General features: G+C 62.9%; 28 protein-coding genes. 25 read left to right on the forward strand and 3 right to left on the reverse strand.

The window, feature by feature from the left end:
* Window positions 1-3: 3 nt before the first annotated feature.
* The gene (gene glmU / locus J2X53_RS09420; RefSeq protein WP_349037230.1) at window positions 4-1,353 is read right to left on the reverse strand and encodes a bifunctional UDP-N-acetylglucosamine diphosphorylase/glucosamine-1-phosphate N-acetyltransferase GlmU; all 1,350 of its coding nucleotides are present in this window, start codon (window positions 1,351-1,353) and stop codon (window positions 4-6) included.
* Window positions 1,354-1,439: 86 nt separating this feature from the next.
* On the opposite strand from glmU, the gene J2X53_RS09425 reads away from it, so the two are divergent.
* A complete protein-coding gene (locus J2X53_RS09425) occupies window positions 1,440-2,099 on the forward strand; it encodes an HAD hydrolase-like protein (protein WP_349037231.1) in 660 nt (219 codons plus the stop codon).
* Between the two features lie 3 nt (window positions 2,100-2,102).
* On the opposite strand, the gene J2X53_RS09430 is transcribed toward J2X53_RS09425, so the two are convergent.
* Complete coding sequence (locus tag J2X53_RS09430) at window positions 2,103-2,447, reverse strand: hypothetical protein (protein WP_349037232.1); 345 nt, start codon at window positions 2,445-2,447, stop codon at window positions 2,103-2,105.
* Window positions 2,448-2,541: 94 nt separating this feature from the next.
* On the opposite strand from J2X53_RS09430, the gene J2X53_RS09435 reads away from it, so the two are divergent.
* The 24 genes from J2X53_RS09435 to J2X53_RS09550 all read left to right on the forward strand — a co-directional run bounded on the left by J2X53_RS09435 (window position 2,542) and on the right by J2X53_RS09550 (window position 24,625).
* On the forward strand, window positions 2,542-3,771 hold the full coding sequence (locus tag J2X53_RS09435) for a DegT/DnrJ/EryC1/StrS family aminotransferase (protein WP_349037233.1): 1,230 nt from the start codon (window positions 2,542-2,544) through the stop codon (window positions 3,769-3,771).
* A gap of 258 nt (window positions 3,772-4,029) precedes the next feature.
* Complete coding sequence (locus J2X53_RS09440) at window positions 4,030-4,395, forward strand: NADH-quinone oxidoreductase subunit A (RefSeq protein WP_118150898.1); 366 nt, start codon at window positions 4,030-4,032, stop codon at window positions 4,393-4,395.
* Window positions 4,386-4,919: an NADH-quinone oxidoreductase subunit B gene (locus J2X53_RS09445; RefSeq protein WP_103333781.1), complete on the forward strand. Its 534-nt coding sequence runs from the start codon at window positions 4,386-4,388 to the stop codon at window positions 4,917-4,919. Before J2X53_RS09440 ends, J2X53_RS09445 begins: the two co-directional genes overlap by 10 nt.
* Window positions 4,920-4,929: 10 nt before the next feature.
* The gene (locus J2X53_RS09450; RefSeq protein ID WP_349037234.1) at window positions 4,930-5,535 is read left to right on the forward strand and encodes an NADH-quinone oxidoreductase subunit C; all 606 of its coding nucleotides are present in this window, start codon (window positions 4,930-4,932) and stop codon (window positions 5,533-5,535) included.
* 57 nt (window positions 5,536-5,592) lie between these two features.
* On the forward strand, window positions 5,593-6,828 hold the full coding sequence (locus J2X53_RS09455; protein WP_349037235.1) for an NADH-quinone oxidoreductase subunit D: 1,236 nt from the start codon (window positions 5,593-5,595) through the stop codon (window positions 6,826-6,828).
* A complete protein-coding gene (locus tag J2X53_RS09460; RefSeq protein WP_349037236.1) occupies window positions 6,828-8,078 on the forward strand; it encodes an NADH-quinone oxidoreductase subunit E in 1,251 nt (416 codons plus the stop codon). The genes J2X53_RS09455 and J2X53_RS09460 overlap by 1 nt, the downstream gene beginning before the upstream one ends.
* Before the next feature lie 9 nt (window positions 8,079-8,087).
* Window positions 8,088-8,312, forward strand: a complete 225-nt coding sequence (locus tag J2X53_RS09465) for a DUF5337 domain-containing protein (protein WP_349037237.1) — start codon at window positions 8,088-8,090, stop codon at window positions 8,310-8,312.
* Window positions 8,313-8,327: 15 nt separating this feature from the next.
* On the forward strand, window positions 8,328-9,623 hold the full coding sequence (gene nuoF / locus J2X53_RS09470) for an NADH-quinone oxidoreductase subunit NuoF (RefSeq protein WP_349037238.1): 1,296 nt from the start codon (window positions 8,328-8,330) through the stop codon (window positions 9,621-9,623).
* Window positions 9,624-9,628: 5 nt separating this feature from the next.
* The gene (locus J2X53_RS09475; protein ID WP_349037239.1) at window positions 9,629-9,883 is read left to right on the forward strand and encodes a hypothetical protein; all 255 of its coding nucleotides are present in this window, start codon (window positions 9,629-9,631) and stop codon (window positions 9,881-9,883) included.
* A gap of 107 nt (window positions 9,884-9,990) precedes the next feature.
* Window positions 9,991-10,392, forward strand: coding sequence for a DUF5333 domain-containing protein (locus J2X53_RS09480; RefSeq protein ID WP_349037240.1), 402 nt, complete (start codon window positions 9,991-9,993; stop codon window positions 10,390-10,392).
* 102 nt (window positions 10,393-10,494) lie between these two features.
* The gene (gene nuoG, locus J2X53_RS09485; protein WP_349037241.1) at window positions 10,495-12,504 is read left to right on the forward strand and encodes an NADH-quinone oxidoreductase subunit NuoG; all 2,010 of its coding nucleotides are present in this window, start codon (window positions 10,495-10,497) and stop codon (window positions 12,502-12,504) included.
* A 3-nt stretch (window positions 12,505-12,507) separates the two neighbouring features.
* Window positions 12,508-12,909: a hypothetical protein gene (locus tag J2X53_RS09490; RefSeq protein ID WP_349037242.1), complete on the forward strand. Its 402-nt coding sequence runs from the start codon at window positions 12,508-12,510 to the stop codon at window positions 12,907-12,909.
* Window positions 12,910-12,925: 16 nt separating this feature from the next.
* Complete coding sequence (gene nuoH / locus J2X53_RS09495; protein WP_349037243.1) at window positions 12,926-13,963, forward strand: NADH-quinone oxidoreductase subunit NuoH; 1,038 nt, start codon at window positions 12,926-12,928, stop codon at window positions 13,961-13,963.
* Window positions 13,964-13,966: 3 nt separating this feature from the next.
* A complete protein-coding gene (locus J2X53_RS09500; protein WP_349037244.1) occupies window positions 13,967-14,230 on the forward strand; it encodes a hypothetical protein in 264 nt (87 codons plus the stop codon).
* Window positions 14,230-14,724 carry an NADH-quinone oxidoreductase subunit NuoI gene (gene nuoI / locus J2X53_RS09505; RefSeq protein ID WP_118151180.1) on the forward strand — a complete coding sequence of 165 codons (495 nt, stop codon included), beginning with the start codon at window positions 14,230-14,232 and terminating at the stop codon, window positions 14,722-14,724. Before J2X53_RS09500 ends, nuoI begins: the two co-directional genes overlap by 1 nt.
* Before the next feature lie 5 nt (window positions 14,725-14,729).
* The gene (locus J2X53_RS09510) at window positions 14,730-15,140 is read left to right on the forward strand and encodes a carboxymuconolactone decarboxylase family protein (protein WP_349037245.1); all 411 of its coding nucleotides are present in this window, start codon (window positions 14,730-14,732) and stop codon (window positions 15,138-15,140) included.
* The gene (locus J2X53_RS09515; protein ID WP_118150873.1) at window positions 15,137-15,751 is read left to right on the forward strand and encodes an NADH-quinone oxidoreductase subunit J; all 615 of its coding nucleotides are present in this window, start codon (window positions 15,137-15,139) and stop codon (window positions 15,749-15,751) included. Before J2X53_RS09510 ends, J2X53_RS09515 begins: the two co-directional genes overlap by 4 nt.
* A gap of 84 nt (window positions 15,752-15,835) precedes the next feature.
* The gene (gene nuoK / locus J2X53_RS09520; protein WP_103333769.1) at window positions 15,836-16,141 is read left to right on the forward strand and encodes an NADH-quinone oxidoreductase subunit NuoK; all 306 of its coding nucleotides are present in this window, start codon (window positions 15,836-15,838) and stop codon (window positions 16,139-16,141) included.
* 4 nt (window positions 16,142-16,145) lie between these two features.
* A complete protein-coding gene (gene nuoL / locus J2X53_RS09525; protein ID WP_349037246.1) occupies window positions 16,146-18,308 on the forward strand; it encodes an NADH-quinone oxidoreductase subunit L in 2,163 nt (720 codons plus the stop codon).
* Window positions 18,309-18,326: 18 nt separating this feature from the next.
* On the forward strand, window positions 18,327-19,865 hold the full coding sequence (locus J2X53_RS09530) for an NADH-quinone oxidoreductase subunit M (RefSeq protein ID WP_349037247.1): 1,539 nt from the start codon (window positions 18,327-18,329) through the stop codon (window positions 19,863-19,865).
* 13 nt (window positions 19,866-19,878) lie between these two features.
* On the forward strand, window positions 19,879-21,315 hold the full coding sequence (gene nuoN, locus J2X53_RS09535) for an NADH-quinone oxidoreductase subunit NuoN (protein WP_349037248.1): 1,437 nt from the start codon (window positions 19,879-19,881) through the stop codon (window positions 21,313-21,315).
* Entirely contained in the window at window positions 21,305-22,075 is a 771-nt protein-coding gene (locus tag J2X53_RS09540) for a biotin--[acetyl-CoA-carboxylase] ligase (protein ID WP_349037249.1), read from the forward strand. Before nuoN ends, J2X53_RS09540 begins: the two co-directional genes overlap by 11 nt.
* Window positions 22,076-22,178: 103 nt before the next feature.
* Window positions 22,179-22,952 carry a type III pantothenate kinase gene (locus J2X53_RS09545; protein ID WP_349037250.1) on the forward strand — a complete coding sequence of 258 codons (774 nt, stop codon included), beginning with the start codon at window positions 22,179-22,181 and terminating at the stop codon, window positions 22,950-22,952.
* The gene (locus tag J2X53_RS09550) at window positions 22,949-24,625 is read left to right on the forward strand and encodes a ribonuclease J (RefSeq protein ID WP_349037251.1); all 1,677 of its coding nucleotides are present in this window, start codon (window positions 22,949-22,951) and stop codon (window positions 24,623-24,625) included. The genes J2X53_RS09545 and J2X53_RS09550 overlap by 4 nt, the downstream gene beginning before the upstream one ends.
* Window positions 24,626-24,739: 114 nt before the next feature.
* On the opposite strand, the gene J2X53_RS09555 is transcribed toward J2X53_RS09550, so the two are convergent.
* On the reverse strand, window positions 24,740-26,362 hold the full coding sequence (locus J2X53_RS09555; RefSeq protein ID WP_349037252.1) for a DEAD/DEAH box helicase: 1,623 nt from the start codon (window positions 26,360-26,362) through the stop codon (window positions 24,740-24,742).
* Window positions 26,363-26,435 lie beyond the last annotated feature (73 nt).

The raw sequence follows: 26,435 nt of genomic DNA on the forward strand, positions 1-26,435 counted from the left end.
AAATTATCCTTTCGCTTTCGCGGCCTTGATGGCGCGCAGGCGCGTGAAAAGCCGGGTGGCAAGGCCGGGTTTGTTGACCTGACGCGCGCGCGCCACCGCCATCGCTTCGGCTGGCACGTCTTCGGTGATCACCGATCCGGTGGCGGTCATCGCGCCATCGCCGACATGGACCGGGGCGACCAGCATGGTATCCGACCCGATGAAGGCATTCTTGCCCACCTTGGTGCGGTGCTTCATCACGCCATCATAATTGCAGGTCACGGTGCCCGCGCCGATATTGGTATGCTCGCCGATGTCGGCATCGCCGATATAGGTCAGGTGCCCGACCTTGACGCCCTCATCCAGAATGGCGTTCTTGATCTCGACGAAGTTGCCGACATGCACATCGTCGGCCAGTTCGGCACCGGGGCGCAGGCGGGCAAAGGGGCCGACCGTGGCACCGCGGCTGATGTGACAGCCCTCCAGATGGCAAAAGCCGAGGATCTCGGCGCCGGATTCGATGGTGACACCGGGGCCGAAGATCACGTTCGGGCCGATGATGGCATCGCGGCCGACCACGGTATCGAGCGCAAAGAACACGGTTTCGGGCGCGGTCAGGGTGACGCCGTTTTCCAGCGCCTCGGCGCGGGCGCGGGCCTGAAACGCGGCCTCGGCCTGCGCCAGTTGTGCGCGGGTGTTGACGCCCAGCGTCTCGGCCTCGGGGCAGATCACCACGCCAGCGGACAGCCCGCGTTTGCGTGCCAGTTCCGGCAGGTCGGTCAGGTAGTATTCGCCCGCCGCATTGTCCTTGCCCACCTCGGCCACAAGGCTGAACATCACCTTGGCATCGGCGCAGATCACGCCCGAATTGCAAAGGCTTATCGCCCGTTCAGCTTCGGTGGCATCCTTGTATTCCACGATGCGCAGCAGGGCGTCGCCTTCGGTCACCAGCCGCCCATAGCGGCCCGGATCGGCGGCATGAAAGCCCAGCACCACCACAGCATGCCGGGCGCGGGCGGTCTGCATCGCCTCCAGCGTCTCGGGGCTGACAAAGGGCGTGTCGCCATAGAGCACGATCACATCGCCGGAGGCATCGGACAGCAGGGGGGCGGCCTGCGCGACCGCATGGGCGGTGCCGTTCTGTTCGGCCTGCAGCACGGTCAGCGCGTCTTCGTCATAGGCGAGCGTGGCGCGGGTGACGGCATCGGCACCGTGCCCGGTGACAACCACAACCCGCTCTGGCCCAAGGCTGCGGCCTGCCTGCATGGCATGGTGGAGCAACGGGCTGCCTGCCACCTTGTGCAGCACCTTGGGCAGATCGGAGTTCATCCGCGTGCCCTGACCCGCCGCCAGAATGACCAATGATACCGGCATGCTGCCCCTTTCCTTCTTGGTGCCTCCGTTTTACCCATGGGGCACTTGGCCGCAAGGGCCGTGTTCCTCACGCAAGGTTACAATCTATGCGCACCGTGGTTTTCGATCTGGATGGCACCATTGCAGACACCAGCGCCGATTTATTGGCCGCGGCGAATGTGTGCTTCCGCGGGCTTGGCCATGGCGATCTGCTGGGGCCTGCGGATGCGCTGACCGCCTTTCACGGCGGGCGGGCGATGCTGCGCTTGGGCTTTTCGCGGCTGGGGGTGGTGGATGACGCGATGGTCAACGCGCAATATCCGGTCTTGCTCGATGCTTACGGGCAGGCCATCGCCGTTCACACCCGGCTGTATCCGGGCGTGGTGGAGGCGGTAGAGGCCCTGCGGCGTGACGGCTTTGCGGTGTCGATCTGCACCAACAAGCCCGAGGGGCTGGCCGAGGAACTGACCTTGCGCCTTGGCATCCGGGGCCTGTTCGGCGCGCTGATCGGAGCCGACACCCTGTCCACCCGCAAGCCCGATGCCGCGCCCTATGTGGCGGCGGTGCAGCAGGCGGGCGGCAACGTGGCGCGCTCGATGCTGATCGGTGACACTGAAACCGACCGGATGACCGGACGGGCCGCAGGGGTGCCGGTGGCGCTGGTCACCTTTGGCCCCGAAGGGCGGGGCGTCGCGCGGCTGCAGCCTGAGGCGTTGCTGGATCATTTCGACGATCTGCCAGAGCTTGCGGCGCGGCTGCTGGTCTGACCTTCACGGCAAAAAGGTGCTGCGGCACCAGCGCGCGGTGTCGGTGTATTCCTTGGCCAGTTGTGACGGTGTCCGGCTGGTCATGATGCGTTCAAACCGCTGCACCATCGCGCGCCTGCGCTGATCGTCAGTGCCCGGCACCTGATCAAGGATCACAAGGGCTGCGCGTTGCGCCGTATCGCGTGAGTTGCGCGAGATTTCACCCAGATCATAAAGCTCGGTCGAGACGATGAACAGCATCGCCGCGCAGTGCAACGCCTGCGCGGCGCGGCCCTCAATCAGCAGATCCGCACGGGCCGGGGTGGCAAAGGTCAGCGCCAGCAGGGCGGCGGCACAGATCTGGCGCATGGGGGATTCCTTTTTACTGAAACGCACCGTGCCACAGCGCTCTGCCCGCGCCAAGGCATTGACGACATGTGTATTGCGCCGCATGTTTACAGCTATGGATCATTTCAGCGGCAGTTTTACCCAGCAAGAGCCAATCCCCGAAGCCGGAGTCGAGGCTGCGATACAGATTTTGCGCAACGGGCGTCTGCATCGCTATAACACGGCAGGCGATGAAATCGCGCAAACGGCTTTGCTGGAAGAGGAATTCGCGGCCTATACCGGCGCGCGCTACTGTCTTGCAGTGGCCTCTGGCGGTTATGCTCTGGCCACGGCGCTGCGGGCATTGCTGGTCTGCCCCGATGCGCCGGTGCTGACCAATGCCTTTACGCTGGCCCCGGTGCCGGGGGCGATTGCCAGCATGGGCGCGCGTCCGGTGTTCATCGAGACGACGCCGGATCTGACCATAGATTTCACCCATCTGGAGACGATGGCGCGCGAAACCGGTGCGCGGGTGCTGATGCTGTCGCATATGCGCGGGCATCTGTGCGATATGGACCGGCTGATGGCGCTGTGTGACAGTCTTGGCGTGCGCGTGGTCGAGGATTGCGCCCATACGATGGGGGCCGCGTGGAACGGGGTGCCTTCGGGCCGGCATGGGGTGATCGGCTGCTATTCGACGCAGACCTACAAGCACATGAACTCGGGTGAGGGCGGTCTGCTGGTGACCGATGACGCCGGGCTTGCGGCACGGTCGGTGCTGCTGTCGGGCAGCTACATGCTGTATTCCCGCCACCGCGCCGCCCCGCCGCCCGAGGTGTTCGAGGCGATGCGGCTGGATGTGCCGAACATCTCGGGCCGGATGGACAATCTGCGCGCGGCAATCCTGCGGCCACAGATTGCGATGCTGGACGATCGCCGCAGGCGCTGGAACGCGCTTTATGCGGTGATGGAGGCGGGGCTGGATCAGACCAATGGTCTGCGCCTGATCCCGCGCCCGGAAGCGGAAAGCTATGTCGCCTCAAGCTTTCAGTTCAGTTTGCCGGGGTGGAAACCTGCGCGGGTGGCCGCATTGGTCGCGCGCTGTGCCGCGCGGGGGGTGGAGCTGAAATGGTTTGGCGCGCCCGAACCGATGGGCTTTACCAGCCGGTATGAGCATTGGCGCTATGCCGCGCCGCCACGGCTGCCCCAGACCGATGCGGTGCTGGCCGGGTTGATCGACATGCGCCTGCCGCTGACCTTCAGCCCCGAAGATGTGGCACTGATTGCGCGCATCATCCGGGCCGAGGTGCTGACGGTGGGGCAGGGTGAGGTGGCACCGGTCACGACCCTGCGGATGGGGGATTGACGGGTGAAATGCACGGCTGGTCCGCGCATGTCACAGAAGGTTTTCAGGAATCGGACGCCGCAGCGCAGCAACACGACCCGGGCATCTGTCACCCGAAGGCTATTCTTTTGCATATGCGACGAAATTCACCCAAGTTAGTCATGAGTTTTCGCTGCCCCGTCCGTTGACCCCGCTGGGGGAGCAGAGTAAACGAATGCCAAGAGTGCAAGCGGGTCGCCAGCATCCGCAGCTCGCAGTCGCCAGCCGAAGGAGCATCTCGTGGACGCACTTCTCCGAGAGTATTTTCCCATAATCGTTCTGCTCGCCCTTGCCATTGGTCTGGGGCTTGTTCTGCTTCTGGCTGCGGCGGTGCTTGCCGTGCGCAATCCCGACCCGGAAAAGGTGTCGGCCTATGAATGCGGATTCAACGCATTTGATGATGCGCGGATGAAATTTGATGTGCGGTTTTACCTCGTGTCAATCTTGTTCATCATCTTTGATCTTGAGGTCGCGTTCCTGTTTCCCTGGGCGGTCGCCTTTGGGGAAATCAGCATGACCGCGTTCTGGTCGATGATGGTGTTCCTGGGCGTGCTGACGGTGGGCTTTGCCTATGAATGGAAGAAGGGGGCCTTGGAATGGGAGTGATGGCAGGAGCCAACACGGCGGGCGGCGACATGGAGGTTGCCACCCAGGCCCTGAACCGCGATCTGCAGGACAAGGGGTTCCTGCTTACCTCGACCGAGGACATCATCAACTGGGCCCGGATCGGGTCGCTGCACTGGATGACATTCGGTCTGGCCTGCTGCGCGGTCGAGATGATGCACACCTCGATGCCGCGCTATGACGTGGAACGCTTCGGCGTGGCCCCGCGCGCCAGCCCGCGCCAGTCGGATGTGATGATCGTGGCGGGTACGCTGACCAACAAGATGGCCCCGGCGCTGCGCAAGGTGTATGACCAGATGCCGGAGCCGCGCTATGTGATCTCGATGGGCTCCTGCGCCAATGGCGGCGGCTATTACCACTACAGCTATTCGGTGGTGCGCGGCTGTGACCGGATCGTACCGGTCGATATCTACGTGCCGGGCTGCCCGCCCACCGCCGAGGCGCTGCTGTACGGTATTCTGCAGTTGCAGCGGAAGATCCGCCGCACCGGCACCCTGACCCGCTGAGGAGGAACCAATGTCCGAAGCGCTCCAAGAACTGGCCGCCCATATCGAGCTGAAGCGGCCCAATGATGTGCTGGCGTCGCATATCGCCTTTGGCGAGCTGACGCTGGAGGTAGTGGCAAGCCATATCGCCGATTTCAGCGATTTTCTGCGGGTCGACGGGGCCTGCCGGTTTTCGTCACTGGTGGATATCACCGCCGTCGATCACCCGACCCGTGAGCGGCGCTTTGATGTGGTGTATCACTTCCTGTCGATGTACCAGAACCACCGCATCCGCGTGAAAATCGCGGTGGGCGAGCAGGATATGGTGCCGTCGCTGGTCGATGTGCACCCCAGCGCCAACTGGTTCGAACGCGAAGTGTTCGACATGTTCGGGATCCTGTTCTCGGGCCACCCCGATCTGCGCCGCATCCTCACCGATTACGGCTTCCGCGGCCACCCGCTGCGCAAGGATTTTCCGACCACGGGCTATACCGAGGTGCGCTATGACGAGGCGCAAAAGCGCGTGGTCTATGAGCCGGTGAAACTGGTGCAGGAATACCGGCAGTTTGATTTCATGTCGCCATGGGAAGGCGCGCAATACGTGCTGCCCGGGGATGACAAGGCGGGGGCGAAGTGATGGCCCGCGACTATAAAGGAGCGTTCTGATGGCCCGCGACCACAAGGGAGCCTTTTGATGGACGGCGATATCCGCAGAAACACCTATGACGACGGCTCGACCGATTTCGAGACCGGCGAGCAGCGCATCCGCAACTTCAACATCAACTTCGGCCCGCAACACCCTGCGGCGCACGGGGTTTTGCGGCTGGTGCTGGAGCTGGACGGCGAGATTGTCGAACGCTGCGATCCGCATATCGGGCTGCTGCACCGTGGCACTGAAAAGCTGATGGAGAGCAGGACTTACCTGCAGAACCTGCCATATTTCGACCGCCTCGACTATGTGGCGCCGATGAACCAGGAACATGCCTGGTGTCTGGCGATCGAGCGGCTGACCGGCACCGTTGTGCCGCGCCGTGCGTCGTTGATCCGGGTGCTTTATTCCGAAATCGGCCGGGTGCTGAACCACCTGCTGAACGTGACCACGCAGGCCATGGACGTGGGCGCGCTGACGCCGCCGCTCTGGGGCTTCGAGGAACGCGAAAAGCTGATGGTGTTCTACGAGCGGGCCAGCGGCGCGCGCCTGCACGCCGCCTATTTCCGCCCCGGTGGGGTGCATGTCGACCTGACCGACGCGCTGGTGGAAGATATCGACCAGTGGGCGATTGAATTCCCGCGTGTGCTGGATGACATCGACACGCTGCTGACAGAAAACCGCATCTTCAAACAGCGCAATGCCGATATTGGCATTGTCACCAAGGATGACATCCTGAAATGGGGCTATTCGGGTGTCATGGTCCGTGGGTCGGGTCTGGCCTGGGATCTGCGGCGTTCGCAACCCTATGAATGCTATGACGAATTCGACTTCAAGATCCCGATCGGCAAGAATGGCGACTGTTACGACCGCTATCTGTGCCGCATGCAGGAAATGCGCGAATCTACATCGATCATCCGTCAGGCCTGCGCCAAGCTGCGGGTTGAAAAGGGCGATGTGCTGGCCCGGGGCAAGATCACGCCGCCCAAACGCGGTGAGATGAAAACCTCGATGGAGGCGCTGATCCATCACTTCAAACTCTACACCGAAGGCTTCCACGTGCCTGCCGGTGAGGTTTACGCGGCGGTTGAAGCGCCGAAGGGTGAGTTTGGCGTCTATCTGATGGCCGATGGCACCAACAAACCCTACCGCGCCAAGATCCGCGCGCCGGGGTTCCTGCACCTGCAATCCATGGATTATATCTGCAAGGGGCATCAGCTGGCTGATGTTTCTGCCATCATCGGCACGATGGATGTCGTGTTCGGGGAGATCGACCGCTAATGCTCCGCCGTCTTCACAAAGAACAGCCCGCCTCGTTCGAGTTCACCCCGGCAAATCTGGCCTGGGCGCAGGGGCAGATTTCCAAATACCCCGAGGGGCGTCAGGCCTCGGCGATCATCCCGCTCTTGTGGCGCGCGCAGGAGCAGCATGGCTGGCTGACCCGTCCGGCGATTGAATATGTGGCCGGCATGCTGGGCATGGCCTATATCCGCGCGCTGGAAGTGGCGACGTTCTACTTCATGTTCCAGCTGCAACCCGTTGGGTCGATTGCCAATATCCAGATTTGCGGCACCACGTCGTGCATGATCTGCGGCGCCGAGGATCTGATTGCGGTCTGTCAGGAGCTGATCGCCAAGCAGCCGCATACCGTGTCGGCGGATGGCAAATTTTCCTGGGAAGAGGTTGAGTGTCTGGGGGCGTGTTCCAACGCGCCGATGGCCCAGATCGGCAAGGATTACTACGAGGATCTGACCCCCGAAAAGCTGCGCGACCTGATCGCGCGGTTCTCGGCAGGTGAGGTGCCGGTGCCCGGTCCGCAGAACGGGCGCTATGCGTCGGAGCCGGTGACGGGTCTGACCAGCCTCAAGGACCATGAGGCCGGCCGCAAACCCTATAACGCAAGCGCGCAACTGGCTGTGGACATTGGCGAAACCGTCAAACGGATCGACGGCACCGAAGTGCCGCTGACCACGCCGTGGATCGCCCGGCCCGAGGCACCGCATGCCTCTGACGCCGCCGATGACGTTCCCAGCGAGCCGACTCCCGGCGCGGGCATTCCGGCGGATGCGACCGGCGTGACCGTGCAGGAGGCTCCGGCAAAGTCCAAGGGCCGGCCGATCTCCAAGGGTGAGCCAGCCAGCACACCGACCGAGGTTGCGGCGGCCCCCGGCACGACCCCGACCAAAGACACCGAAGACGGTGTTGCCCTGCCGCCCGAGCCGGGTCTTGCGCCGCCTTTGACCGCTGGCACCAAACCGCAGGGCTTTGCTGCGGCGCGTGGTGGCATGGCGGACGACCTGAAAGAGATCGAAGGCATCGGCCCGGCGCTGGAAAAGCTGTGCCATGAGCTTGGGATCTTCCACTTCGACCAGATCGCAGGCTGGTCTGAGGCTGACATTGCCTGGATGGACCATAACCTGAAGGGCTTCCGTGGCCGTGTGACCCGTGACAAATGGGTGGCACAGGCCAAGATCATCGTGACCGACGGGCTGGAGGCATTCCGCATCCGGGCCAGAACCAACGACTACTGAGAGGCCTGAATGACCCGGCCAGACCCAAAGCACGCGCGCAAACTGGCCAATCAGGCCCGGCTTGTCGCGATTGTTCTGGCCGGGACCATGCTGCTGTGGATGGGCGCGCAATACTTGGGCGGACAGATGGGGTGGGATCCCCGCTATGTCTTTCTGTTCGATTTTGCCGCAATAGCCGCGTTCTTCTGGGCGCTGGTTGTGACGTATCAGATCTGGCGCAATCGTCAGGGTTGAAGGAAGGGGCAAGCAATGCTCAAGGATCAGGACCGCATCTTTACCAACCTCTACGGGATGCATGACCGCAGCCTGGCCGGGGCAATGAAGCGTGGTCATTGGGATGGCACCGCCGAGATCATCGCGCGCGGTCGCGACAAGATCATCGAGCAGATGAAGGCATCTGGCTTGCGCGGGCGCGGCGGGGCAGGGTTCCCCACCGGCCTGAAATGGTCGTTCATGCCCAAGCAGTCCGACGGTCGGCCGTCTTATCTGGTGATCAACGCCGACGAGTCGGAGCCTGGCACCTGCAAAGACCGTGAGATCATGCGCCACGATCCGCACACGCTGATCGAAGGGGCGCTGATCGCGTCTTTCGCGATGAACGCCAACGCCTGCTACATCTATATCCGCGGCGAATACATCCGCGAGAAAGAGGCGCTGCAGTCGGCGATCGACGAATGCTATGACGCCGGGATGCTGGGCCGCAATGCCGCCAAATCCGGCTGGGATTTCGATCTGTACCTGCATCACGGCGCCGGGGCCTATATCTGCGGCGAGGAAACAGCACTACTGGAAAGCCTTGAAGGCAAAAAGGGCATGCCCCGGATGAAGCCGCCGTTCCCGGCGGGCGCGGGCCTCTATGGCTGCCCGACCACGGTGAACAACGTCGAGTCGATTGCGGTTGTGCCGACCATCCTGCGGCGCGGGCCGGAGTGGTTTGCGTCCTTTGGTCGCCCGAACAACGCGGGCACCAAGCTGTTCGGCATCTCGGGCCATGTGAATGCGCCTTGCGTGGTCGAAGAGTCGATGTCGATCCCGCTGAAAGAGCTGTTGGAGCGGCATTGCGGCGGTGTGCGCGGCGGCTGGAAGAACCTGAAAGCGGTGATCCCCGGCGGGTCGTCGGTGCCGCTGCTGAACGCGGCGCAATGTGACGACGCGATCATGGATTTCGACTGGCTGCGTGAGCAGCGCTCGGGCCTCGGCACGGCGGCGGTGATCGTGATGGATCAGTCGACGGATGTGATCAAGGCGATCTGGCGGCTGTCGAAGTTCTACAAGCACGAGTCCTGCGGCCAGTGTACGCCCTGCCGCGAAGGCACCGGCTGGATGATGCGGGTGATGGACCGTCTGGTGCGCGGCGAGGCCGAGGTCGAAGAGATCGACATGCTGATTTCCGTGACCAAGCAAGTGGAGGGCCACACGATCTGCGCTTTGGGCGATGCCGCCGCATGGCCAATCCAAGGGCTGGTGCGGGCGTTCCGTGACGAGATCGAGGACCGGATCAAGGCCAAGAAAACCGGGCGCATCAGCGCCGTCGCGGCGGAGTGATGCGGGTGGCGGCAGCCCTTTCCCTGACGCTGGCGCTTGGCGCCTGTGTGCAACCGGCCCCGCAAGGGGCGGGTCAGGGTGCGGCTGCGCGCGAACCGTTGCGGGTGACCAATGCGGGGCAACCGTTCCGCATGTATGAAGGTGCCGCCGCGCGCCGGGTGGCGGATGCCACCTGTGCGTCGCAGGGCCGCCGGTTGCGGCCCAGCATTTATGACCGCTTCGAGGCGGGCACTTGGGTCTATGTGGAGGGCTGTGCATGACCTGTTATGCGATAGCGCCTCAGACCCGCGTGACCGGCCCCGGCTGTCATGGCCTATCAGGGACAGGTGCCGCACAGTCCTTGGCATGGACTGCCAAGGAGGCCCTGATGACCCTGATCCCGCTGACGATTGCTGCCCTGATGCTCGCCGTGCCCGCCTTTGCGCTGGGGCCGATCAATCAGGAAAAGACCATCAACGACACCCTGCGCAGCGGCTTCATTGCCGACCAGATTGCCGACACCTGCCCGACCATTCAGCCGCGCAAGCTGCGTGCGCTGAATGAGCTGCTGAAACTGCGGGACTATGCCCTGCGACTGGGCTATAGCGCGTCAGAGGTGCGGGCTTTTGTCGAGAACCCGGCGGAAAAAGCGCGCGGCAAGGCCGAGGCGGCGGCCTGGCTGGCCAGCAAGGGCGCGGTTCCCGGCAAGGTGGCGGCCTATTGCGCCGCCGGTGAGGCAGAGATCGCGCGGGGCAGTCTGGTCGGCTATCTGCTGAGGTCGACCCGATGACCCCGGCACAAACATTCATCCGGGCGGTGTATCGTCCGGCACAGAACACGGCGCGGGGGTGGGGGATCCACCCTCATGCCATGAGGACTGCGGAGTAAGCAGATGACGAACCTGAAAAAGATCAGCATTGACGGCATCGAGGTCGAGGTGGATGGCGCGATGACCATCATCCAGGCGGCTGAGGTGGCAGGCGTGGAAATCCCGCGCTTTTGCTATCATGAGCGTCTGACGATTGCGGGCAACTGCCGCATGTGTCTGGTCGAGGTTGTCGGCGGCCCGCCGAAACCGGCGGCATCTTGCGCCATGCAGGTGCGCGATCTGCGCCCCGGCCCGAATGGCGAAGCGCCGCTGGTGAAGACCAACAGCCCGATGGTCAAGAAGGCCCGCGAAGGCGTGATGGAATTCCTGCTGATCAACCACCCGCTGGATTGCCCGATCTGCGATCAGGGCGGCGAATGTGACCTGCAGGATCAGGCCATGGCTTACGGCGTCGATTTCAGCCGCTACCGCGAGCCGAAACGGGCGAGCGAAGACCTGAACCTCGGCCCGCTGGTTGCCACCACGATGACCCGCTGCATCTCTTGCACCCGCTGCGTGCGCTTTACCTCCGAGGTCGCCGGCATCACCCAGATGGGCCAGACCGGGCGCGGTGAGGATGCCGAGATCACCAGCTATCTGAACGAGACGCTGAACTCGAACCTGCAGGGCAATATCATCGACCTGTGCCCGGTCGGCGCGCTGACCTCCAAACCCTATGCCTTTACCGCCCGTCCGTGGGAGCTGACCAAGACCGAGAGCATCGACGTGATGGATGCGCTGGGGTCGAACATCCGCATCGACACCAAGGGGCGTGAGGTGATGCGCATCATCCCGCGCAACCATGACGGGGTAAATGAAGAGTGGATTTCCGATAAGACCCGCTTCATCTGGGATGGCTTGCGCCGTCAGCGGCTGGACACGCCCTATATCCGGGAGAATGGCCGGTTGCGCAAAGCCGGTTGGGGCGAGGCTTTGACCGCTGCTGCTGCCGCGATGAAGGGCCGCAAGGTCACCGCGATTGTGGGAGATCTGGCGCCGGTCGAGGCTGTGTTCAGCCTGAAACAGTTGGTTGAAGGTCTGGGCGGCAAGATCGAATGCCGCACCGATGGCGCGAAACTGCCTGCCGGCAACCGCTCGGCCTATGTTGGCACGGCGGCAATTGAAGATATCGACACCGCAAAGACCATCATCCTGATCGGCACCAACCCGCGCGACGAGGCGCCGGTGCTGAACGCGCGCATCCGCAAGGCGTGGAGCGCGGGGGCCGATGTGACGCTGATCGGCACGGCGGTGGATCTGACCTATGACTATGCCCATGCGGGCGATGACCGCGCGGCGCTGGTCAAGGCGACTGCGGATGCACAGGAAAGCGCCGGGGCCGTGGTGATCGTGGGGCAGGGTGCCCTGAACGAAGCCGATGGTGAGGCGGTGCTGTCTCAGGCCATGAAGCTGGTCGAAGTGATGGGCGCGAAGCTGCTGGTGCTGCACAGCGCCGCGGCGCGTGTCGGCGCGATGGATGTGGGGGCTGTGACCGATGGCGGCATGTCTGCCGCGATGGATGGCGCGCAGGTGGTTTATAACCTCGGTGCGGACGAGGTTGAGATCAAAGCTGGTCCGTTCGTGATCTATCAGGGCAGCCATGGCGACCGGGGCGCGCATCGTGCCGACCTGATCCTGCCGGGCGCTGCCTATACCGAAGAAGGTGGATTGTTCGTGAACACCGAAGGCCGCCCGCAACTGGCGCTGCGTGCCGGTTTTGCGCCGGGTGAGGCCAAGGAAAACTGGGCGATCCTGCGGGCCTTGTCGGCTGAACTGGGTGCAACCCTGCCGTGGGATTCGCTGGCCGCCCTGCGCCGGGCGCTGGTGGCGGCGCATCCGCATCTGGGGCAAATCGATCAGGTGGCTGACAATGGCTGGACCCGCATTCCGCTGCGCGACCCGGCCCGGGCCAGCTTCCGCCTGCCGGTGCAGGATTTCTACCTGACCAATCCGATTGCCCGCGCGTCTCAGGTGATGGCGGAAATGTCCGCCCTTGCCAAAACCCGTACCACCACCCCCTTGGCGGCGGAGTAACCGATGCCGCACGCGCTCCTCCTTGCCAGCCTGACAGCCGCGTTCGTGGCCCTGTCGGCTTGTGCCGGGACCGGGCCCGTGGCACAGGGCGATTTCGCCCCGGCGTATGAGGGCATCCAGACCGTGCTGTTGCAGGATGACATGGTCAGCTTTCGCGTCGCGCTGCAAGGCGCGCGCGGCAATGACGATGTCGAGGCCTATGGCCGCTGTGCCGCTGCACAATACGCGCTGATCCGGGGCTTTGGCTTTGCCCGGCATGTGCGGACCACGGTGGCGCAGACAGGAAACACATGGCGGGGGGACGCGGTCTATCTGATCTCGGCCGCGCTGCCACCCGGGCTGAAAACGATCGACGCCGAAGTGACGGTGCGCGATTGTGGCGCGCTCGGGATACCGACGATTTGAAGATGAGAGGCTGAGAATGTCTGACTTTCTGGCAACGCCAATGGGCACGTTGGTTCTGGTCGCGGCGCAAAGCCTGCTGATCGTGGGCTTCGTGATGATCAGCCTGTTGTTTCTGGTCTACGGCGACCGCAAGGTCTGGGCGGCTGTCCAGATGCGGCGCGGGCCCAACGTGGTGGGGGTCTTTGGCCTGCTGCAATCGGTGGCCGATGCGCTGAAGTATGTGGTCAAGGAAATCGTGGTGCCCGCAGGTGCCGACCGCGCGGTGTTCTTCATGGCGCCGATGCTGTCTTTCGTGCTGGCGATGCTGGCCTGGGCGGTGATCCCGTTCAACGCGGGCTGGATCCTGGCCGACATCAACGTGGCGATCCTGTTCGTCTTCGCGGTGTCCAGCCTTGAGGTGTACGGCGTGATCATGGGGGGCTGGGCGTCAAACTCCAAATACCCGTTCCTCGGGTCTTTGCGCTCGGCCGCGCAGATGATTTCCTATGAAGTGTCGCTGGGTCTGATCATCATCGGCATCATCATCTCGACCGGCTCGATGAACTTTTCTGCCATCGTCGCGGCGCAGGATGGGGCCTATGGCCTGTTCTCGTGGTACTGGCTGCCGCATCTGCCGATGGTGGTTCTGTTCTTTATCAGCGCCTTGGCCGAAACCAACCGCCCGCCGTTCGACCTGCCCGAGGCAGAGTCGGAACTGGTGGCCGGGTTCATGGTGGAATACTCGTCCACGCCGTATCTGCTCTTCATGGCGGGCGAATATATCGCCATCTTCCTGATGTGCGCGCTGATGAGCCTGCTGTTTTTCGGCGGCTGGCTGTCACCGATCCCGGGCTTGCCGGATGGCTTCTTCTGGATGTTCATCAAGATGGCGTTCTTCTTCTTTCTGTTCGCCATGGTGAAAGCCATCGTGCCACGCTATCGCTACGACCAGCTGATGCGGATCGGCTGGAAAGTGTTCCTGCCGCTGTCGCTGGGCTGGGTGGTGCTGGTGGCATTTCTTGCGAAATTCGAAGTTCTGGGCGGCGCCTGGGCGCGCTGGACCGTGGGGGGCTGACGCATGAGCGACGGAACCTACCTTTATCGTTACCGCATCGAGAAGAACGGGCACTCCATTGGTTTGGAACCCTACGAACACGATTTCTGGGAGTTAACTTTCGACGAGTTGGTTGTTCATCGTTTCAGTGCAGCGAAGCTCGACCTCAAGTGGGTGGTCAAACTGCTCATGGAAAAAGGGCACCTGCACCAGCACGACGCGGTCGGCATCACTAGGCTGGCGGATTGGCAGAGTTTCATGGTGGCTCCGCCACCGGAGGATAAATGATGGCAAACATCGACTGGAACCGCGCGACCCGGTATTTCCTGTTGCAGGATTTCCTCAAGGGCTTTGCCTTGGGGATGAAATACTTCTTCGCGCCGAAAAGCACGCTGAACTATCCGCATGAAAAGGGGCCGCTGAGCCCGCGGTTCCGTGGCGAACACGCGCTGCGCCGCTATCCGAACGGCGAAGAGCGTTGCATCGCCTGCAAGCTGTGCGAGGCGATCTGCCCGGCGCAGGCGATCACGATTGACGCCGAACCGCGTGAAGACGGCAGCCGCCGCACCACGCGTTATGACATCGACATGACCAAATGCATCTATTGCGGCTTCTGTCAGGAAGCCTGCCCGGTGGATGCGATTGTCGAAGGCCCGAATTTTGAGTTCAGCACCGAAACCCGTGAGGAGCTGTTCTACGACAAGGAAAAATTGCTCGACAATGGCGCGCGTTGGGAGGCGGAGATTGCCCGCAATCTCGAACTCGACGCCCCGTACCGGTGAGCGCCATGACCGAAGCCTATACCAAGATGCTGCAACAGATGATCGAGCAAGGCCACAAGATGGCCAGCGCCTTCATGCCCGGCATGGAGACGATCGACCCCAAGGCGTTTGAGAAGATGTTCCCGGCGATGCCAAAGGAACTGCTCGAGATGTGGTTTGGCAAGACCTTCAACCCCGAAGGACTGGACGCCCGCACCCGCTTTCTGGTGACCATTGCCGCGCAGACCGTGCTTGGCCCGCTGGGCGAGCCGCAGCTGCGCATCACGATCAAGAACGGTCTGGCTGCCGGGGCGACCCGGCGGGAGATCGCGGAAGTGATCTGGCAGATGAGCATGTTCGGCGGCTTGCCCGCCACGCAAAAGGCGCTGGAAATTGCGCAAAGTGTCTTTGCCGAGACTGAGGAGACCGAGAAATGACCGTCGCGGATTATGCCTTTTACGCCTTTGCCATTGTTGTGGTGGCGGCGGGGCTGATGGTCACCATCAGCCGCAACCCGGTGCATTCGGTTTTGTGGCTGATCCTGGCGTTCCTGTCGTCGGCGGGCTTGTTCGTGCTGCTGGGGGCCGAGTTTGTCGCGATGCTGCTGATCATCGTCTATGTCGGCGCGGTCGCGGTGCTGTTCCTGTTCGTGGTGATGATGCTCGACATCGACTTTGCAGCACTCAAGGGCGAGATTGCGCGCTACATGCCGCTGGGTCTGCTGATCGGCGTGGTGCTGCTCATGCAGCTGTCGCTGGGCATCGGCGCCTGGGTGCAGGCCGAGGGCGCGATGGGGCTGCGTCAGGCGGTTGCGCCCGCAATGGATCAGGTGGAAAACACCCGCGCCTTGGGGCTGCTGATCTATGACAAATACCTGCTTCTGTTCCAGCTGTCGGGGCTGATCCTGCTGGTCGCCATGATCGGCGCGATCCTTCTGACCCTGCGTCACCGCAAGGATGTGAAGCGTCAGAACGTGCTGCATCAGATGTGGCGGGATCCGGCCAAGGCGATGGAGCTGAAAGATGTGAAGCCGGGGCAGGGGCTGTAACGCCCCCGGAACAAGGGTAGGGCGGGGTTAACCCCGCCAATGCTGCAAAGACAAAACGGGGCAAAGACCCGGAGGGACTAGGATATGGTTGGTCTGGAACATTACCTGACAGTCGCGGCGGCTTTGTTCGTCATCGGCATCTTCGGCATCTTCCTGAACCGGAAGAACGTGATCGTCATTCTGATGTCGATCGAATTGATGTTGCTGGCGGTGAATATCAACATGGTCGCGTTTTCAAGCCATCTGGGCGATCTGGTCGGGCAGGTGTTCACCATGTTCATCCTGACCGTCGCGGCGGCCGAGGCTGCCATCGGTCTGGCGATCCTTGTGGTGTTCTTCCGCAATCGTGGAACGATCGACGTTGAAGACGTCAACGTGATGAAAGGCTGAACCCATGGCAACGATCATCCTTCTTGCGCCACTGGTTGGCGCGCTGATCTGCGGCTTTGGCTGGCGGATCATCGGCGAGCGGGCCGGCCAGATCATCACCACGGCGCTGGTGTTTCTGGCGGCGTTCCTGTCCTGGATCATTTTCCTCAGCTTTGACGGCGAGATGTACCGCGTGGTGCTGCTGCGCTGGATCGAATCCGGCACCCTGGGCAGTGAATGGGGCATCCGCATCGACCGCCTGACTGCGATCATGCTGGTGGTGGTGAACTCGGTGTCCGCGCTGGTTCACCTGTATTCGTTCGGCTACATGGCGCATGACGACAACTGGGGCCATCACGAGCATTACCGCGCCCGGTTCTTTGCGTATCTGTCGTTCTTTACCTTTGCCATGCTGATGCTGGTGACCTCGGACAATCTGGTGCAGATGTTCTTTGGCTGGGAAGGGGTGGGCGTCGCATCTTACCTGCTGATCGGCTTTTACTACAAAAAGCCAAGCGCGAATGCCGCTGCGATAAAGGCGTTTGTGGTCAACCGGGTTGGTGACTTCGGCTTTGCCCTTGGCATCATGGCGCTGTTCTTCCTGACCGACTCGATCCGGTTTGACGAGATTTTTGCCGCCGCTCCGGCGCTGGCGGAAACCAACGTCCGGTTCCTGTGGACCGATTGGAATGCCGCCAACCTGATCGGCGTGCTCTTGTTCATCGGCGCGATGGGGAAATCGGCGCAGCTTGGCCTGCACACCTGGTTGCCCGACGCGATGGAGGGGCCGACCCCGGTGTCGGCGCTGATCCACGCGGCAACCATGGTGACGGCGGGGGTGTTCCTGGTCTGCCGCATGTCGCCGCTCTATGAATACGCGCCGAGCGCGATGGTGATGATCACGGTTCTGGGCGCCACGACCGCCTTTGTCGCGGCGACGATCGGTCTGGTGCAGAACGACATCAAGCGGGTGATCGCCTATTCCACGATGTCGCAGCTGGGCTACATGTTCGTGGCGGCGGGGGTGGGCGTGTATTCGGTGGCGATGTTCCACCTGTTCACCCACGCGTTTTTCAAGGCGATGCTGTTCCTTGGTGCAGGCTCGGTGATCCATGCCACGCATCATGAGCAAGACATGCGCAACTACGGGGGCTTGCGCAAAAAGATCCCCTATACCTTTGCCGCGATGATGATCGGCACGCTGGCCATTACCGGCGTGGGTATTCCGCTGACCCATTACGGCTTTGCCGGGTTCCTGTCCAAGGATGCGGTGATCGAGAGCGCCTTTGTCGGCTCCAGCTACGCCTTCTGGCTGTTGGTGGTCGCGGCGGGGATGACCAGCTTTTACTCCTGGCGTCTGATGTTCCTGACCTTCTACGGTGAAAATCGGGCCGGAACCGTGGGCCATGGTCACGGCCATGGGCATGACGACCATGACCACCACCATGAGCCACACGAAAGCCCGATGGTCATGCTGATCCCGCTGGGGGTTCTGGCGCTTGGATCGGTGTTTGCGGGGATGATCTGGTACAGCGTGTTCTTTGGCGACGAGACCAAGGTGCGCAACTGGCTCGGCATGGAAGCGGCGCATCATGAAGCCGGTGGCGCAGAGCATGCCGCGGCAGCCCCGGTCGAGCCGGCTCCGGCAGAGGGTACAGTGACCGCAACCGAGGCCGTACCGGCTGAGACCGCAGAACCTGCCCCCGTGGCCGAGGCTGCACATCATGCCGCCGTCGCCCCCAAAGGCGCGATCTTTATCGGGCCGGACAATACCGTTCTGCATGACGCGCATTATGTGCCGGCCTGGGTCAAGGTCAGCCCGTTTGTCGCAATGGTGCTTGGCTTTGCGCTGTCCTGGCTGTTCTACATCCGCAACCCGTCGCTGCCGGGTCGCCTCGCGGCGAACCAGCGGCCGCTGTACCTGTTCCTGCTGAACAAATGGTATTTTGACGAGCTCTATGACTGGACCATTGTCCGCCCTGCCAAATGGCTCGGGGGCTTCCTGTGGAAGCGCGGCGATGGTGCGGTCATTGACGGGACCATCAACGGCGTGGCCATGGGGCTTATCCCCATGCTGACCCGCCTCGCCGGTCGGGCGCAGTCCGGCTATGTCTTCCACTATGCCTTCGCCATGGTGCTCGGGGTTGTTGCCCTGATCACCTGGCTCACGCTGTCTGGCGCGCAGTAAGGGGGCGAAAGAGTACTCATGGACAACCTGCTTTCCATCATCACCTTCATCCCCGCAGTGGCCGCCGTCATCATGGCGCTGTTCCTGCGTGGCGATGATGCTGCCGCGCAAAAGAACGCCAAATGGCTGGCGCTGCTGGCCACCACCGCCACCTTTCTGGTGTCGCTGTTCCTTCTGGCCGGGTTTGACCCCGCCAATACCGGGATGCAGTTCGTCGAAGAATACGACTGGATCCTGGGCCTGAAATACAAGATGGGCGTCGATGGCATTTCGGTGCTGTTCGTGATGCTGACGACCTTCCTGATGCCGATCACCATCGCCTCGTGCTGGAACGTCGAAACCCGCGTCAAGGAATACATGATCGCGTTCCTGATGCTGGAAACGCTGATGCTGGGCGTGTTCTGCGCGCTGGATCTGGTGCTGTTCTATCTGTTCTTCGAGGCCGGTCTGATCCCGATGTTCCTGATCATCGGCATCTGGGGCGGCAAGGAGCGCATTTATGCGGCGTTCAAGTTCTTTCTGTACACCTTCCTCGGCTCGGTGCTGATGCTGGTGGCGATGATCGCGATGTATTGGGATGCGGGCACCACCGATATTCCGACGCTGCTGACCCACAGCTTTACCTCGGACACGTTCAGCCTGTTCGGCATCCAGATCATCGGCGGCTTGCAGACCATGCTGTTTCTGGCGTTCTTTGCCAGCTTTGCGGTCAAGATGCCGATGTGGCCGGTCCACACCTGGCTGCCCGATGCGCACGTGCAGGCCCCGACCGCAGGCTCGGTGGTGCTGGCGGCGATCCTGCTGAAGATGGGGGGCTACGGCTTCCTGCGCTTCTCGCTGCCGATGTTCCCGGTGGGGTCGGATGTGATGGCACCGCTGGTGTTGTGGATGTCGGCGATTGCCATCGTCTACACCTCGCTGGTCGCTCTGGCGCAGTCGGACATGAAAAAGCTGATCGCCTATTCGTCGGTCGCCCACATGGGGTACGTGACGATGGGGATCTTTGCTGCCAACCAGCAAGGCATCGACGGCGCGATTTTCCAGATGATCAGCCACGGCTTCATCTCGGGCGCGCTGTTTCTGTGCGTCGGCGTGATCTATGACCGGATGCACACGCGTGAGATTGACGCCTATGGCGGTCTGGTCAACAAGATGCCGGCCTATGCGATGATCTTCATGTTCTTCACCATGGCCAACGTCGGCCTGCCGGGCACGAGCGGCTTTGTCGGCGAATTTCTGGTGCTGGTCGGCATCTTCCAGGTCAACACCTGGGTGGCGGCGGTTGCCACCACCGGCGTGATCCTGTCGGCGGCCTATGCGCTGTGGCTTTATCGTCGTGTGGTGATGGGCGAGCTGATCAAAGAGGCGCTCAAGTCGATCACCGACATGAACCGCCGCGAAAAGGCGATCTTTGCGCCCCTGGTGGTCATGACCCTGCTGCTGGGTGTCTATCCGGCATTGGTGACCGATATCATCGGTCCCAGCGTCACCGCCCTTGTGACCGATTATCAGGCCGCGATCCCCGTTTCGGGTGATGCGCAGCTTGCCCAGCACTGAAGGAGCGGGAACCATGACCGCAGTTGATTTCAACACCATCCTGCCAGAGTTCATTCTGGCCGCCTTTGCCCTCGCGGCCCTGATGTTCGGGGCCTACGGCGGCAAGGACAAGACTGCGCCCACGCTGGTCTGGGCCACCTCTGGCCTGTTCCTGGCACTGGCGCTGTTCATCGGGCTGGGAACGACGGGCGAGCGAATGGCCTTTGACGGGCTGTTCACCGATGACCCGTTTGCGCGCTTTGCCAAGGTGATCATTCTGGTCTCGGCGGCCTGCGTCATGCTGATGTCGCAAGAGTACATGCAGCGCCGCGACCTGCTGCGGTTCGAGTTTCCGATTCTGGTGACCCTCGCCGCCATCGGCATGATGGTCATGGTCTCGGCGGGCGATCTGATGACGCTGTACATGGGGCTGGAGCTGCAGTCGCTGTCGCTGTACGTCGTGGCCGCGATGCGCCGCGACAGCACCAAATCGTCCGAGGCCGGTCTGAAATACTTCGTGCTGGGCGCGCTGTCGTCGGGCCTGTTCCTTTATGGTGCCTCCTTGGCCTATGGCTTTGCCGGCACCACCCAGTTTGCCGGCATCCTGTCGACGCTGGGCGGCGATACCCCTGTCGGCCTGACCATCGGTCTGGTGTTCATGCTGGCGGCGCTTGCCTTCAAGGTCTCGGCAGCACCGTTCCACATGTGGACGCCGGATGTGTATGAGGGTTCGCCCACCCCGATCACCGCATTCTTTGCGACAGCGCCAAAGGTCGCGGCCATGGCCCTGATCGCCCGGCTGGTGCATGACGCCTTTGGCGGCATCCCCGGCGAATGGTCGCAAGTGCTGGCGGCGCTGGCCGTGGTGTCGATGTTCCTTGGCGGCATTGCCGCCATCGGGCAGCGCGACATCAAGCGCCTGATGGCCTATTCCTCGATCGCCCATATGGGCTATGCGCTGGTCGGCCTTGCCTCCGGCACGGCCGAGGGCGTGCAGGCGATGCTGATCTACATGGCGATCTACGTCACCATGAACGTCGGCACCTTTGCCTTCATCCTGTCGATGGAGCGTGACGGTCGCCCGGTCACCGACATCCAGTCGCTGAACATGTTCTCCAAAAAGGAACCGCTCAAGGCGCTGGCGTTGCTGGTGCTGATGTTCAGCCTGGCCGGTGTGCCGCCGATGCTGGGCTTTTTCGGCAAGTTCTACGTGCTGAAAGCGGCGGTCGATGCCGGCATGGTCTGGCTGGCGGTGGCGGGGGCGGTGGCCTCGGTGATCGGGGCGTTCTACTACCTGCGCATCGTGTTCTACATCTACTTCGGCAAGGAGGGCGAGCCCGCAGACAGCAACATGGCCCCGGTGCAATGGGTGATGATGGTCGGCGTCGCCGCAATCATGGTGCTGGGCATCGTCAACCTGTTCGGGCTTGAGCCTGTCGCGGCCCTCGCTGCCGAAGCCCTTGTCCGATAAGCTCTGGCCCGAGGGCACCGGGCGCCTCCTCCTTGCCGAGGTGGACAGCACCAATGCCGAAGCCTTTCGCCGGGCCCCGCAGCTTGCGGGGCCTGCGTGGATTCTGGCTGCATCCCAGACCGCTGGCCGGGGCCGCCGTGCCCGGCCCTGGGCCAGCCCGCGCGGCAATTTCTATGCGACCCATGTGATGCACAGCGATGAGCCGCCGCAGCAGCTGGCGCTGCGCAGCTTTGTCGCCGCCCTTGCCCTGCATGAGGCGCTGACAGCGGTGACCGGCACGCCGCAGGCACTGACGCTGAAATGGCCCAATGATGTGCTGCTGTCGGGCGGCAAGGTGGCGGGCATCCTGCTCGAATGCCAGACCACCGGAACTCAGGCGGCGGGGCAGGGCCGCCAGACCCTTGCCATCGGTATCGGCGTCAACCTGATCGGCCACCCCGATCCGGCGCAGGTCGAACCGGGGGCCACCCCCCCGGCTTCTGTCCTGCATGAGACCGGCCAGCGCCTCACGCCCGAGGCCTTCCTCGACCATCTCGCCCCCGCTTATGCCCGATGGGAAGCCACCTTCACCGCCCACGGCTTCGCCCCGATCCGCAGCGCCTGGCTTGCCCACGCCGCCCGTCTGAATGAGCCGATCCGCGCCCGCACCGGCACCGAAGACCGCCATGGCGTCTTTGACAGCATCGACGCCAGCGGAAACCTGATCCTGCGCACCGCGCAGGCCACCCTTGCCATCCCCGCCGCCGAGGTGTTCTTCTGATCCCCGCCGCCTTTATCTTGGCCCAAATATCCCACGGGGGTCCGGGGGTGTGTAACCCCCGGTCCTGTCCGTTCCACCCGCGCCCACGACCGGAATCACACCCATGCTTCTCGCCATCGACTGCGGCAACACCAACACCGTGTTCTCCATCTGGGATGGCACGCGGTTCCTCTCCACCTGGCGTATCGCCACCGATCACACCCGCACGGCGGATGAGTATTTCGTCTGGCTGTCGTCGCTGATGGCGATGACCGGGACCGATGCCGCGATCAACGAGGCGATCATCTCCTCCACCGTGCCGCGTGTGGTGTTCAACCTGCGGGTGCTGTGTGACCGCTATTTCGGCTGCCGCCCGGTGGTTGTGGGCAAGCCCGAATGCCGCCTGCCGGTGCCGCCGCGGGTCGATCAGGGCACCACGGTTGGCCCTGACCGGCTGGTCAACACCGCCGGCGCGCATGACCGGCATGGCGGCGATCTGATCGTGGTCGATTTCGGCACCGCCACCACCTTTGATGTGGTCGACACCGATGGCGCCTATGTCGGCGGCGTGATCGCGCCCGGCGTCAATCTCAGTCTGGAGGCGCTGCACATGGCCGCCGCCGCCCTGCCGCATATCGACGTGGCCAAGCCTGCCAAGGCGATCGGCACGAATACAGTGGCCTGCATGCAATCCGGGGTGTATTGGGGGTATATCGGGTTGGTCGAAGGCATCGTGCGTGAAGTGCGCCGCGAACGCGACCGTCCCACCAAAGTTATCGCAACCGGGGGGCTTGCCTCCTTGTTTGCCCAAGGCACAGATTTATTTCACAAGATCGAGGATGATCTGACCATGCATGGCCTCGTCCTGATCCACGACTTCAACAAGGAAACCGCATGAGTTTGAACCGTCTGATCTATCTTCCCCTCGGTGGCGCGGGTGAGATCGGGATGAATTGCTATGTCTATGGCTACGGACCCGAGGGGCGCGAGCGTCTGATCGTTGTCGATCTGGGCGTGACCTTCCCCGATATGGATGGCAGCCCCGGTGTTGATCTGATCATGGCCGATGTCTCCTGGCTGGAGGCGCGGGCCGACCGGATTGACGGCATCTTCATCACCCACGCCCATGAAGACCACATCGGCGCGCTTGGCCTGTTGTGGCCAAAGCTCAAGGCAAAGGTCTATGCCCGCCGCTTTACCGCCACCATCGGGCGGCTGAAGCTCGATGAAATGGGCCTGCCGCTGGACATCATCACCACGGTTGAACCCCGGCCCGCGGTCATTCAGGCCGGGCCGTTTGATGTTCAGTTCGTGCCGGTCAGCCATTCGATCCCCGAGGCGAGTGCTTTGGTGATCGACTCGCCCGCAGGCAGGATCTTCCATTCCGCCGATTTCAAGATCGACCACAACCCGGTGGTGGGGGAGCCCTGGGATGACGAGGCGATCAAGGCGATCGCCGAAGAGCGCCCGATCAAGGCGCTGATGTGCGATTCCACCAACGTGTTTTCCACCCATCCGGGCCGGTCGGAATCGACCCTTGGCACCGCGCTGCGCGAGCTGATCTCGTCGCGCGGCGGCATGGTGGTGGCCACCACCTTCGGCTCCAACGTCGCCCGGCTGAAGACGCTGGCCGAAGCGGCGCGCGCCTCGGACCGGTCGATCTGTGTGCTGGGCCGGTCAATGCGGCGGATGCTGTCGGCGTCAGAGGAAACCGGCGTGCTGACCGGCTTTCCGCGTCTGGTCTCGCCCGAAGAGGCGCAGGATATTCCGCGCGGCAATCTGATGCTGCTGGTCACCGGAAGCCAGGGCGAACGCCGCGCGGCCTCGGCGCAGCTGTCGCGCGGCAAATATCTGGGCCTGCAGATGAAAGAGGGCGATACCTTCCTGTTCTCGTCCAAGGTCATCCCCGGCAACGAGCGTGGCGTGCTGAAGATCATGAACGCGTTTTCCGAGCTGGGCGTCGATGTTGTCGATGATTGCAACGGTCTGTATCACGTGTCGGGTCACGCCAACCGCCCCGATCTGGAACACGCGCACCGGCTGTTGCTGCCCGACATGCTGATCCCGATGCATGGCGAACACCGCCATCTGCGCGAACATGCCCGCATCGCCACCGAATCCGGCATCGCGTCCGAGGTCGTGACCAACGGCATGATGATGGACCTGACCGGAGAAACGCCGCAGGTTGCCGAGTATATCGAAACCGGGCGGCTCTATCTCGACGGCAACGTGCTGATCGGGGCGATGGACGGCGTGGTGCGCGACCGGATCCGCATGGCGCTGAACGGCCATGCCATGGTCACGGTCATTCTGGACGAATCCGACGAACCGCTGGGCGAGGCCTGGGTAGAGCTGTCGGGCCTGCCGGAAGTCGGGCGCGGCGAGCGCAATCTGGCGGAAACGCTGGAGGGCGATCTCTCGGCCTATCTGGAAACCGCCGGGGCCAAGGTTTTGCGCGACGATGCCAAGCTGGACGAAGCCCTGCGCCGCATCGTGCGTCAGGTTTCGATGGAAGAGATCGGCAAAAAGCCCGAAGTGACGGTGGTGGTCAGCCGTCTGCAGGCTGAATAGCCGGGGCGATTTTTCTGCGAAAAATCACCGGCCCCTGCATCGGGCCGGTTCCAACAAAAAAAAGGCCCTGCAGCGATGCAGGGCCTTTGATTTTTCGCAGAAAAATCGGGGCGGTCAGCCGTCGGTGCCGGTTGCCGGCTCGTCTTCGGCGTCGTCAGCCGTGACAGCAGAAATCTTGAAGCTGCGCAGGATGAAATCCGGCACATGGTCGCCCATGCCAACCACCGCATGGTCGCGGCGGTCGCGCCGGTCATCACGGCGATCATCTCTGCGGTCATCGCGCCGGTCATCGCGGCGCTCACGCTGCGGGGCCACCTCATCCCGACGCTCCGTGCGACGCTCTTCGCGCGGTGCTTCCTCCCGGCGTTCCGACCGACGGTCATCGCGGCGCGGCGCTGGGGCAGGGGCCTCGGCCACAACCTCAACCACAGCGGCAACCGGAACCGCAATTGGTTCCATGCTGGCGGGGGCGGCGTTTTCGTCGCGCTTGGGTTTGCGGTTGCGGTCGCGCTCGCGCGGTTTGCCGCGTCCTTCGCCACGGGCTTCGCGCGGCTTGTCCGAAGACGATTCGTCCAGCCCGGTCAGCGCACCCTCTGGCACCACGCCCCGCGGGATCGGCTGTTTGACCAGCGATTCGATGGCGGACAGGTACTTGTCGTCATTCGGCACCGCGATCGTATAGGCCTTGCCCAGACGACCGGCGCGGCCGGTGCGGCCGATGCGGTGCACGTAATCTTCAGGGTGCGACGGCACGTCGAAGTTGAACACATGGCTGACGGCCGGAATGTCCAGGCCACGCGCCGCCACATCGGATGCCACCAGCAGATGCAACGACCCGTCGCGGAAGGCATCGAGCGTTTTCATCCGTTGCGACTGTTCCAGATCGCCATGGATCGGGGCCGCATTGAAGCCATGCGCTTTCAGCGATTTGGCGACCACATCCACATCCATCTTGCGGTTGCAGAAGATGATGGCGTTGGTGCAGCTCTCGCCTTCGCCCTTGATCAGGCTGCGCAGCACGGCGCGCTTTTCGGTAAAGCTGCGGTCTTTTCTCGACGGGGTGAACTGGATCAGCGCCTGTTCGATGGTGGTCGAGGCAGAGTTCTGCCGCTCCACCTGCACGCGTGCCGGGTTGGTCAGGAAGGTGTTGGTGATCCGTTCAATTTCGGGCGCCATGGTGGCACTGAAGAACAGGGTCTGGCGGCTGAACGGGGTCAGCTGGAAAATACGTTCTATATCAGGGATAAAGCCCATATCCAGCATCCGGTCGGCCTCATCAACCACCATGATTTCCACGCCGGTCAGCAGCAGTTTGCCGCGCTCGAAATGGTCGAGCAGCCGGCCCGGTGTGGCGATCAGCACATCGACGCCCCGGTCGATCAGCTTGTCCTGCTCGCCAAAAGACACGCCGCCGATCAGCAGCGCCTTGGTCAGCTTGGTGTGCTTGGCATAGGTGTCAAAGTTTTCTGCCACCTGGGCTGCCAACTCGCGCGTGGGGCACAGCACCAGCGACCGCGGCATCCGCGCGCGGGCGCGGCCACGGCCCAGCCGGGTGATCATCGGCAGCGTAAAGCTGGCGGTTTTCCCGGTGCCGGTCTGGGCGATGCCCAGCACGTCGCGGCCTTCCAGGGCGAAGGGAATCGCCTGTTCCTGAATGGGGGTCGGGGTTTCATAGCCGGTATCAATAACGGCTTGCAGAACGCGCGGGTCCAGCGCGAGGTCGGAGAATTTAAGCATCAGCGTCCTTTGGATGTGGGATCGGCCCACAAAACATGAAAAGGGACGCATCAATCCGGCGCCCCGGCATTGC

It is taken from the genome of Pseudotabrizicola sp. 4114, from assembly GCF_031457365.1.
GTDB lineage: Bacteria > Pseudomonadota > Alphaproteobacteria > Rhodobacterales > Rhodobacteraceae > Pseudotabrizicola.

Excerpts from the sequence above, each read along its gene's own strand:
- J2X53_RS09555 (WP_349037252.1), bottom strand. The coding sequence starts at position 26,362 with ATGCTTAAATTCTCCGACCTCGCGCTGGACCCGCGCGTTCTGCAAGCC.
- nuoG (WP_349037241.1), top strand. The coding sequence starts at position 10,495 with ATGACGAACCTGAAAAAGATCAGCATTGACGGCATCGAGGTCGAGGTG.
- J2X53_RS09545 (WP_349037250.1), top strand. The coding sequence starts at position 22,179 with ATGCTTCTCGCCATCGACTGCGGCAACACCAACACCGTGTTCTCCATC.
- J2X53_RS09430 (WP_349037232.1), bottom strand. The coding sequence starts at position 2,447 with ATGCGCCAGATCTGTGCCGCCGCCCTGCTGGCGCTGACCTTTGCCACC.
- J2X53_RS09490 (WP_349037242.1), top strand. The coding sequence starts at position 12,508 with ATGCCGCACGCGCTCCTCCTTGCCAGCCTGACAGCCGCGTTCGTGGCC.
- J2X53_RS09530 (WP_349037247.1), top strand. The coding sequence starts at position 18,327 with ATGGACAACCTGCTTTCCATCATCACCTTCATCCCCGCAGTGGCCGCC.
- nuoF (WP_349037238.1), top strand. The coding sequence starts at position 8,328 with ATGCTCAAGGATCAGGACCGCATCTTTACCAACCTCTACGGGATGCAT.
- J2X53_RS09510 (WP_349037245.1), top strand. The coding sequence starts at position 14,730 with ATGACCGAAGCCTATACCAAGATGCTGCAACAGATGATCGAGCAAGGC.
- J2X53_RS09550 (WP_349037251.1), top strand. The coding sequence starts at position 22,949 with ATGAGTTTGAACCGTCTGATCTATCTTCCCCTCGGTGGCGCGGGTGAG.
- J2X53_RS09425 (WP_349037231.1), top strand. The coding sequence starts at position 1,440 with ATGCGCACCGTGGTTTTCGATCTGGATGGCACCATTGCAGACACCAGC.
- J2X53_RS09500 (WP_349037244.1), top strand. The coding sequence starts at position 13,967 with ATGAGCGACGGAACCTACCTTTATCGTTACCGCATCGAGAAGAACGGG.
- glmU (WP_349037230.1), bottom strand. The coding sequence starts at position 1,353 with ATGCCGGTATCATTGGTCATTCTGGCGGCGGGTCAGGGCACGCGGATG.
- J2X53_RS09515 (WP_118150873.1), top strand. The coding sequence starts at position 15,137 with ATGACCGTCGCGGATTATGCCTTTTACGCCTTTGCCATTGTTGTGGTG.
- J2X53_RS09465 (WP_349037237.1), top strand. The coding sequence starts at position 8,088 with ATGACCCGGCCAGACCCAAAGCACGCGCGCAAACTGGCCAATCAGGCC.
- nuoI (WP_118151180.1), top strand. The coding sequence starts at position 14,230 with ATGGCAAACATCGACTGGAACCGCGCGACCCGGTATTTCCTGTTGCAG.
- J2X53_RS09460 (WP_349037236.1), top strand. The coding sequence starts at position 6,828 with ATGCTCCGCCGTCTTCACAAAGAACAGCCCGCCTCGTTCGAGTTCACC.
- nuoL (WP_349037246.1), top strand. The coding sequence starts at position 16,146 with ATGGCAACGATCATCCTTCTTGCGCCACTGGTTGGCGCGCTGATCTGC.
- J2X53_RS09480 (WP_349037240.1), top strand. The coding sequence starts at position 9,991 with ATGACCCTGATCCCGCTGACGATTGCTGCCCTGATGCTCGCCGTGCCC.
- nuoK (WP_103333769.1), top strand. The coding sequence starts at position 15,836 with ATGGTTGGTCTGGAACATTACCTGACAGTCGCGGCGGCTTTGTTCGTC.
- J2X53_RS09445 (WP_103333781.1), top strand. The coding sequence starts at position 4,386 with ATGGGAGTGATGGCAGGAGCCAACACGGCGGGCGGCGACATGGAGGTT.
- nuoH (WP_349037243.1), top strand. The coding sequence starts at position 12,926 with ATGTCTGACTTTCTGGCAACGCCAATGGGCACGTTGGTTCTGGTCGCG.
- nuoN (WP_349037248.1), top strand. The coding sequence starts at position 19,879 with ATGACCGCAGTTGATTTCAACACCATCCTGCCAGAGTTCATTCTGGCC.
- J2X53_RS09455 (WP_349037235.1), top strand. The coding sequence starts at position 5,593 with ATGGACGGCGATATCCGCAGAAACACCTATGACGACGGCTCGACCGAT.
- J2X53_RS09450 (WP_349037234.1), top strand. The coding sequence starts at position 4,930 with ATGTCCGAAGCGCTCCAAGAACTGGCCGCCCATATCGAGCTGAAGCGG.
- J2X53_RS09435 (WP_349037233.1), top strand. The coding sequence starts at position 2,542 with ATGGATCATTTCAGCGGCAGTTTTACCCAGCAAGAGCCAATCCCCGAA.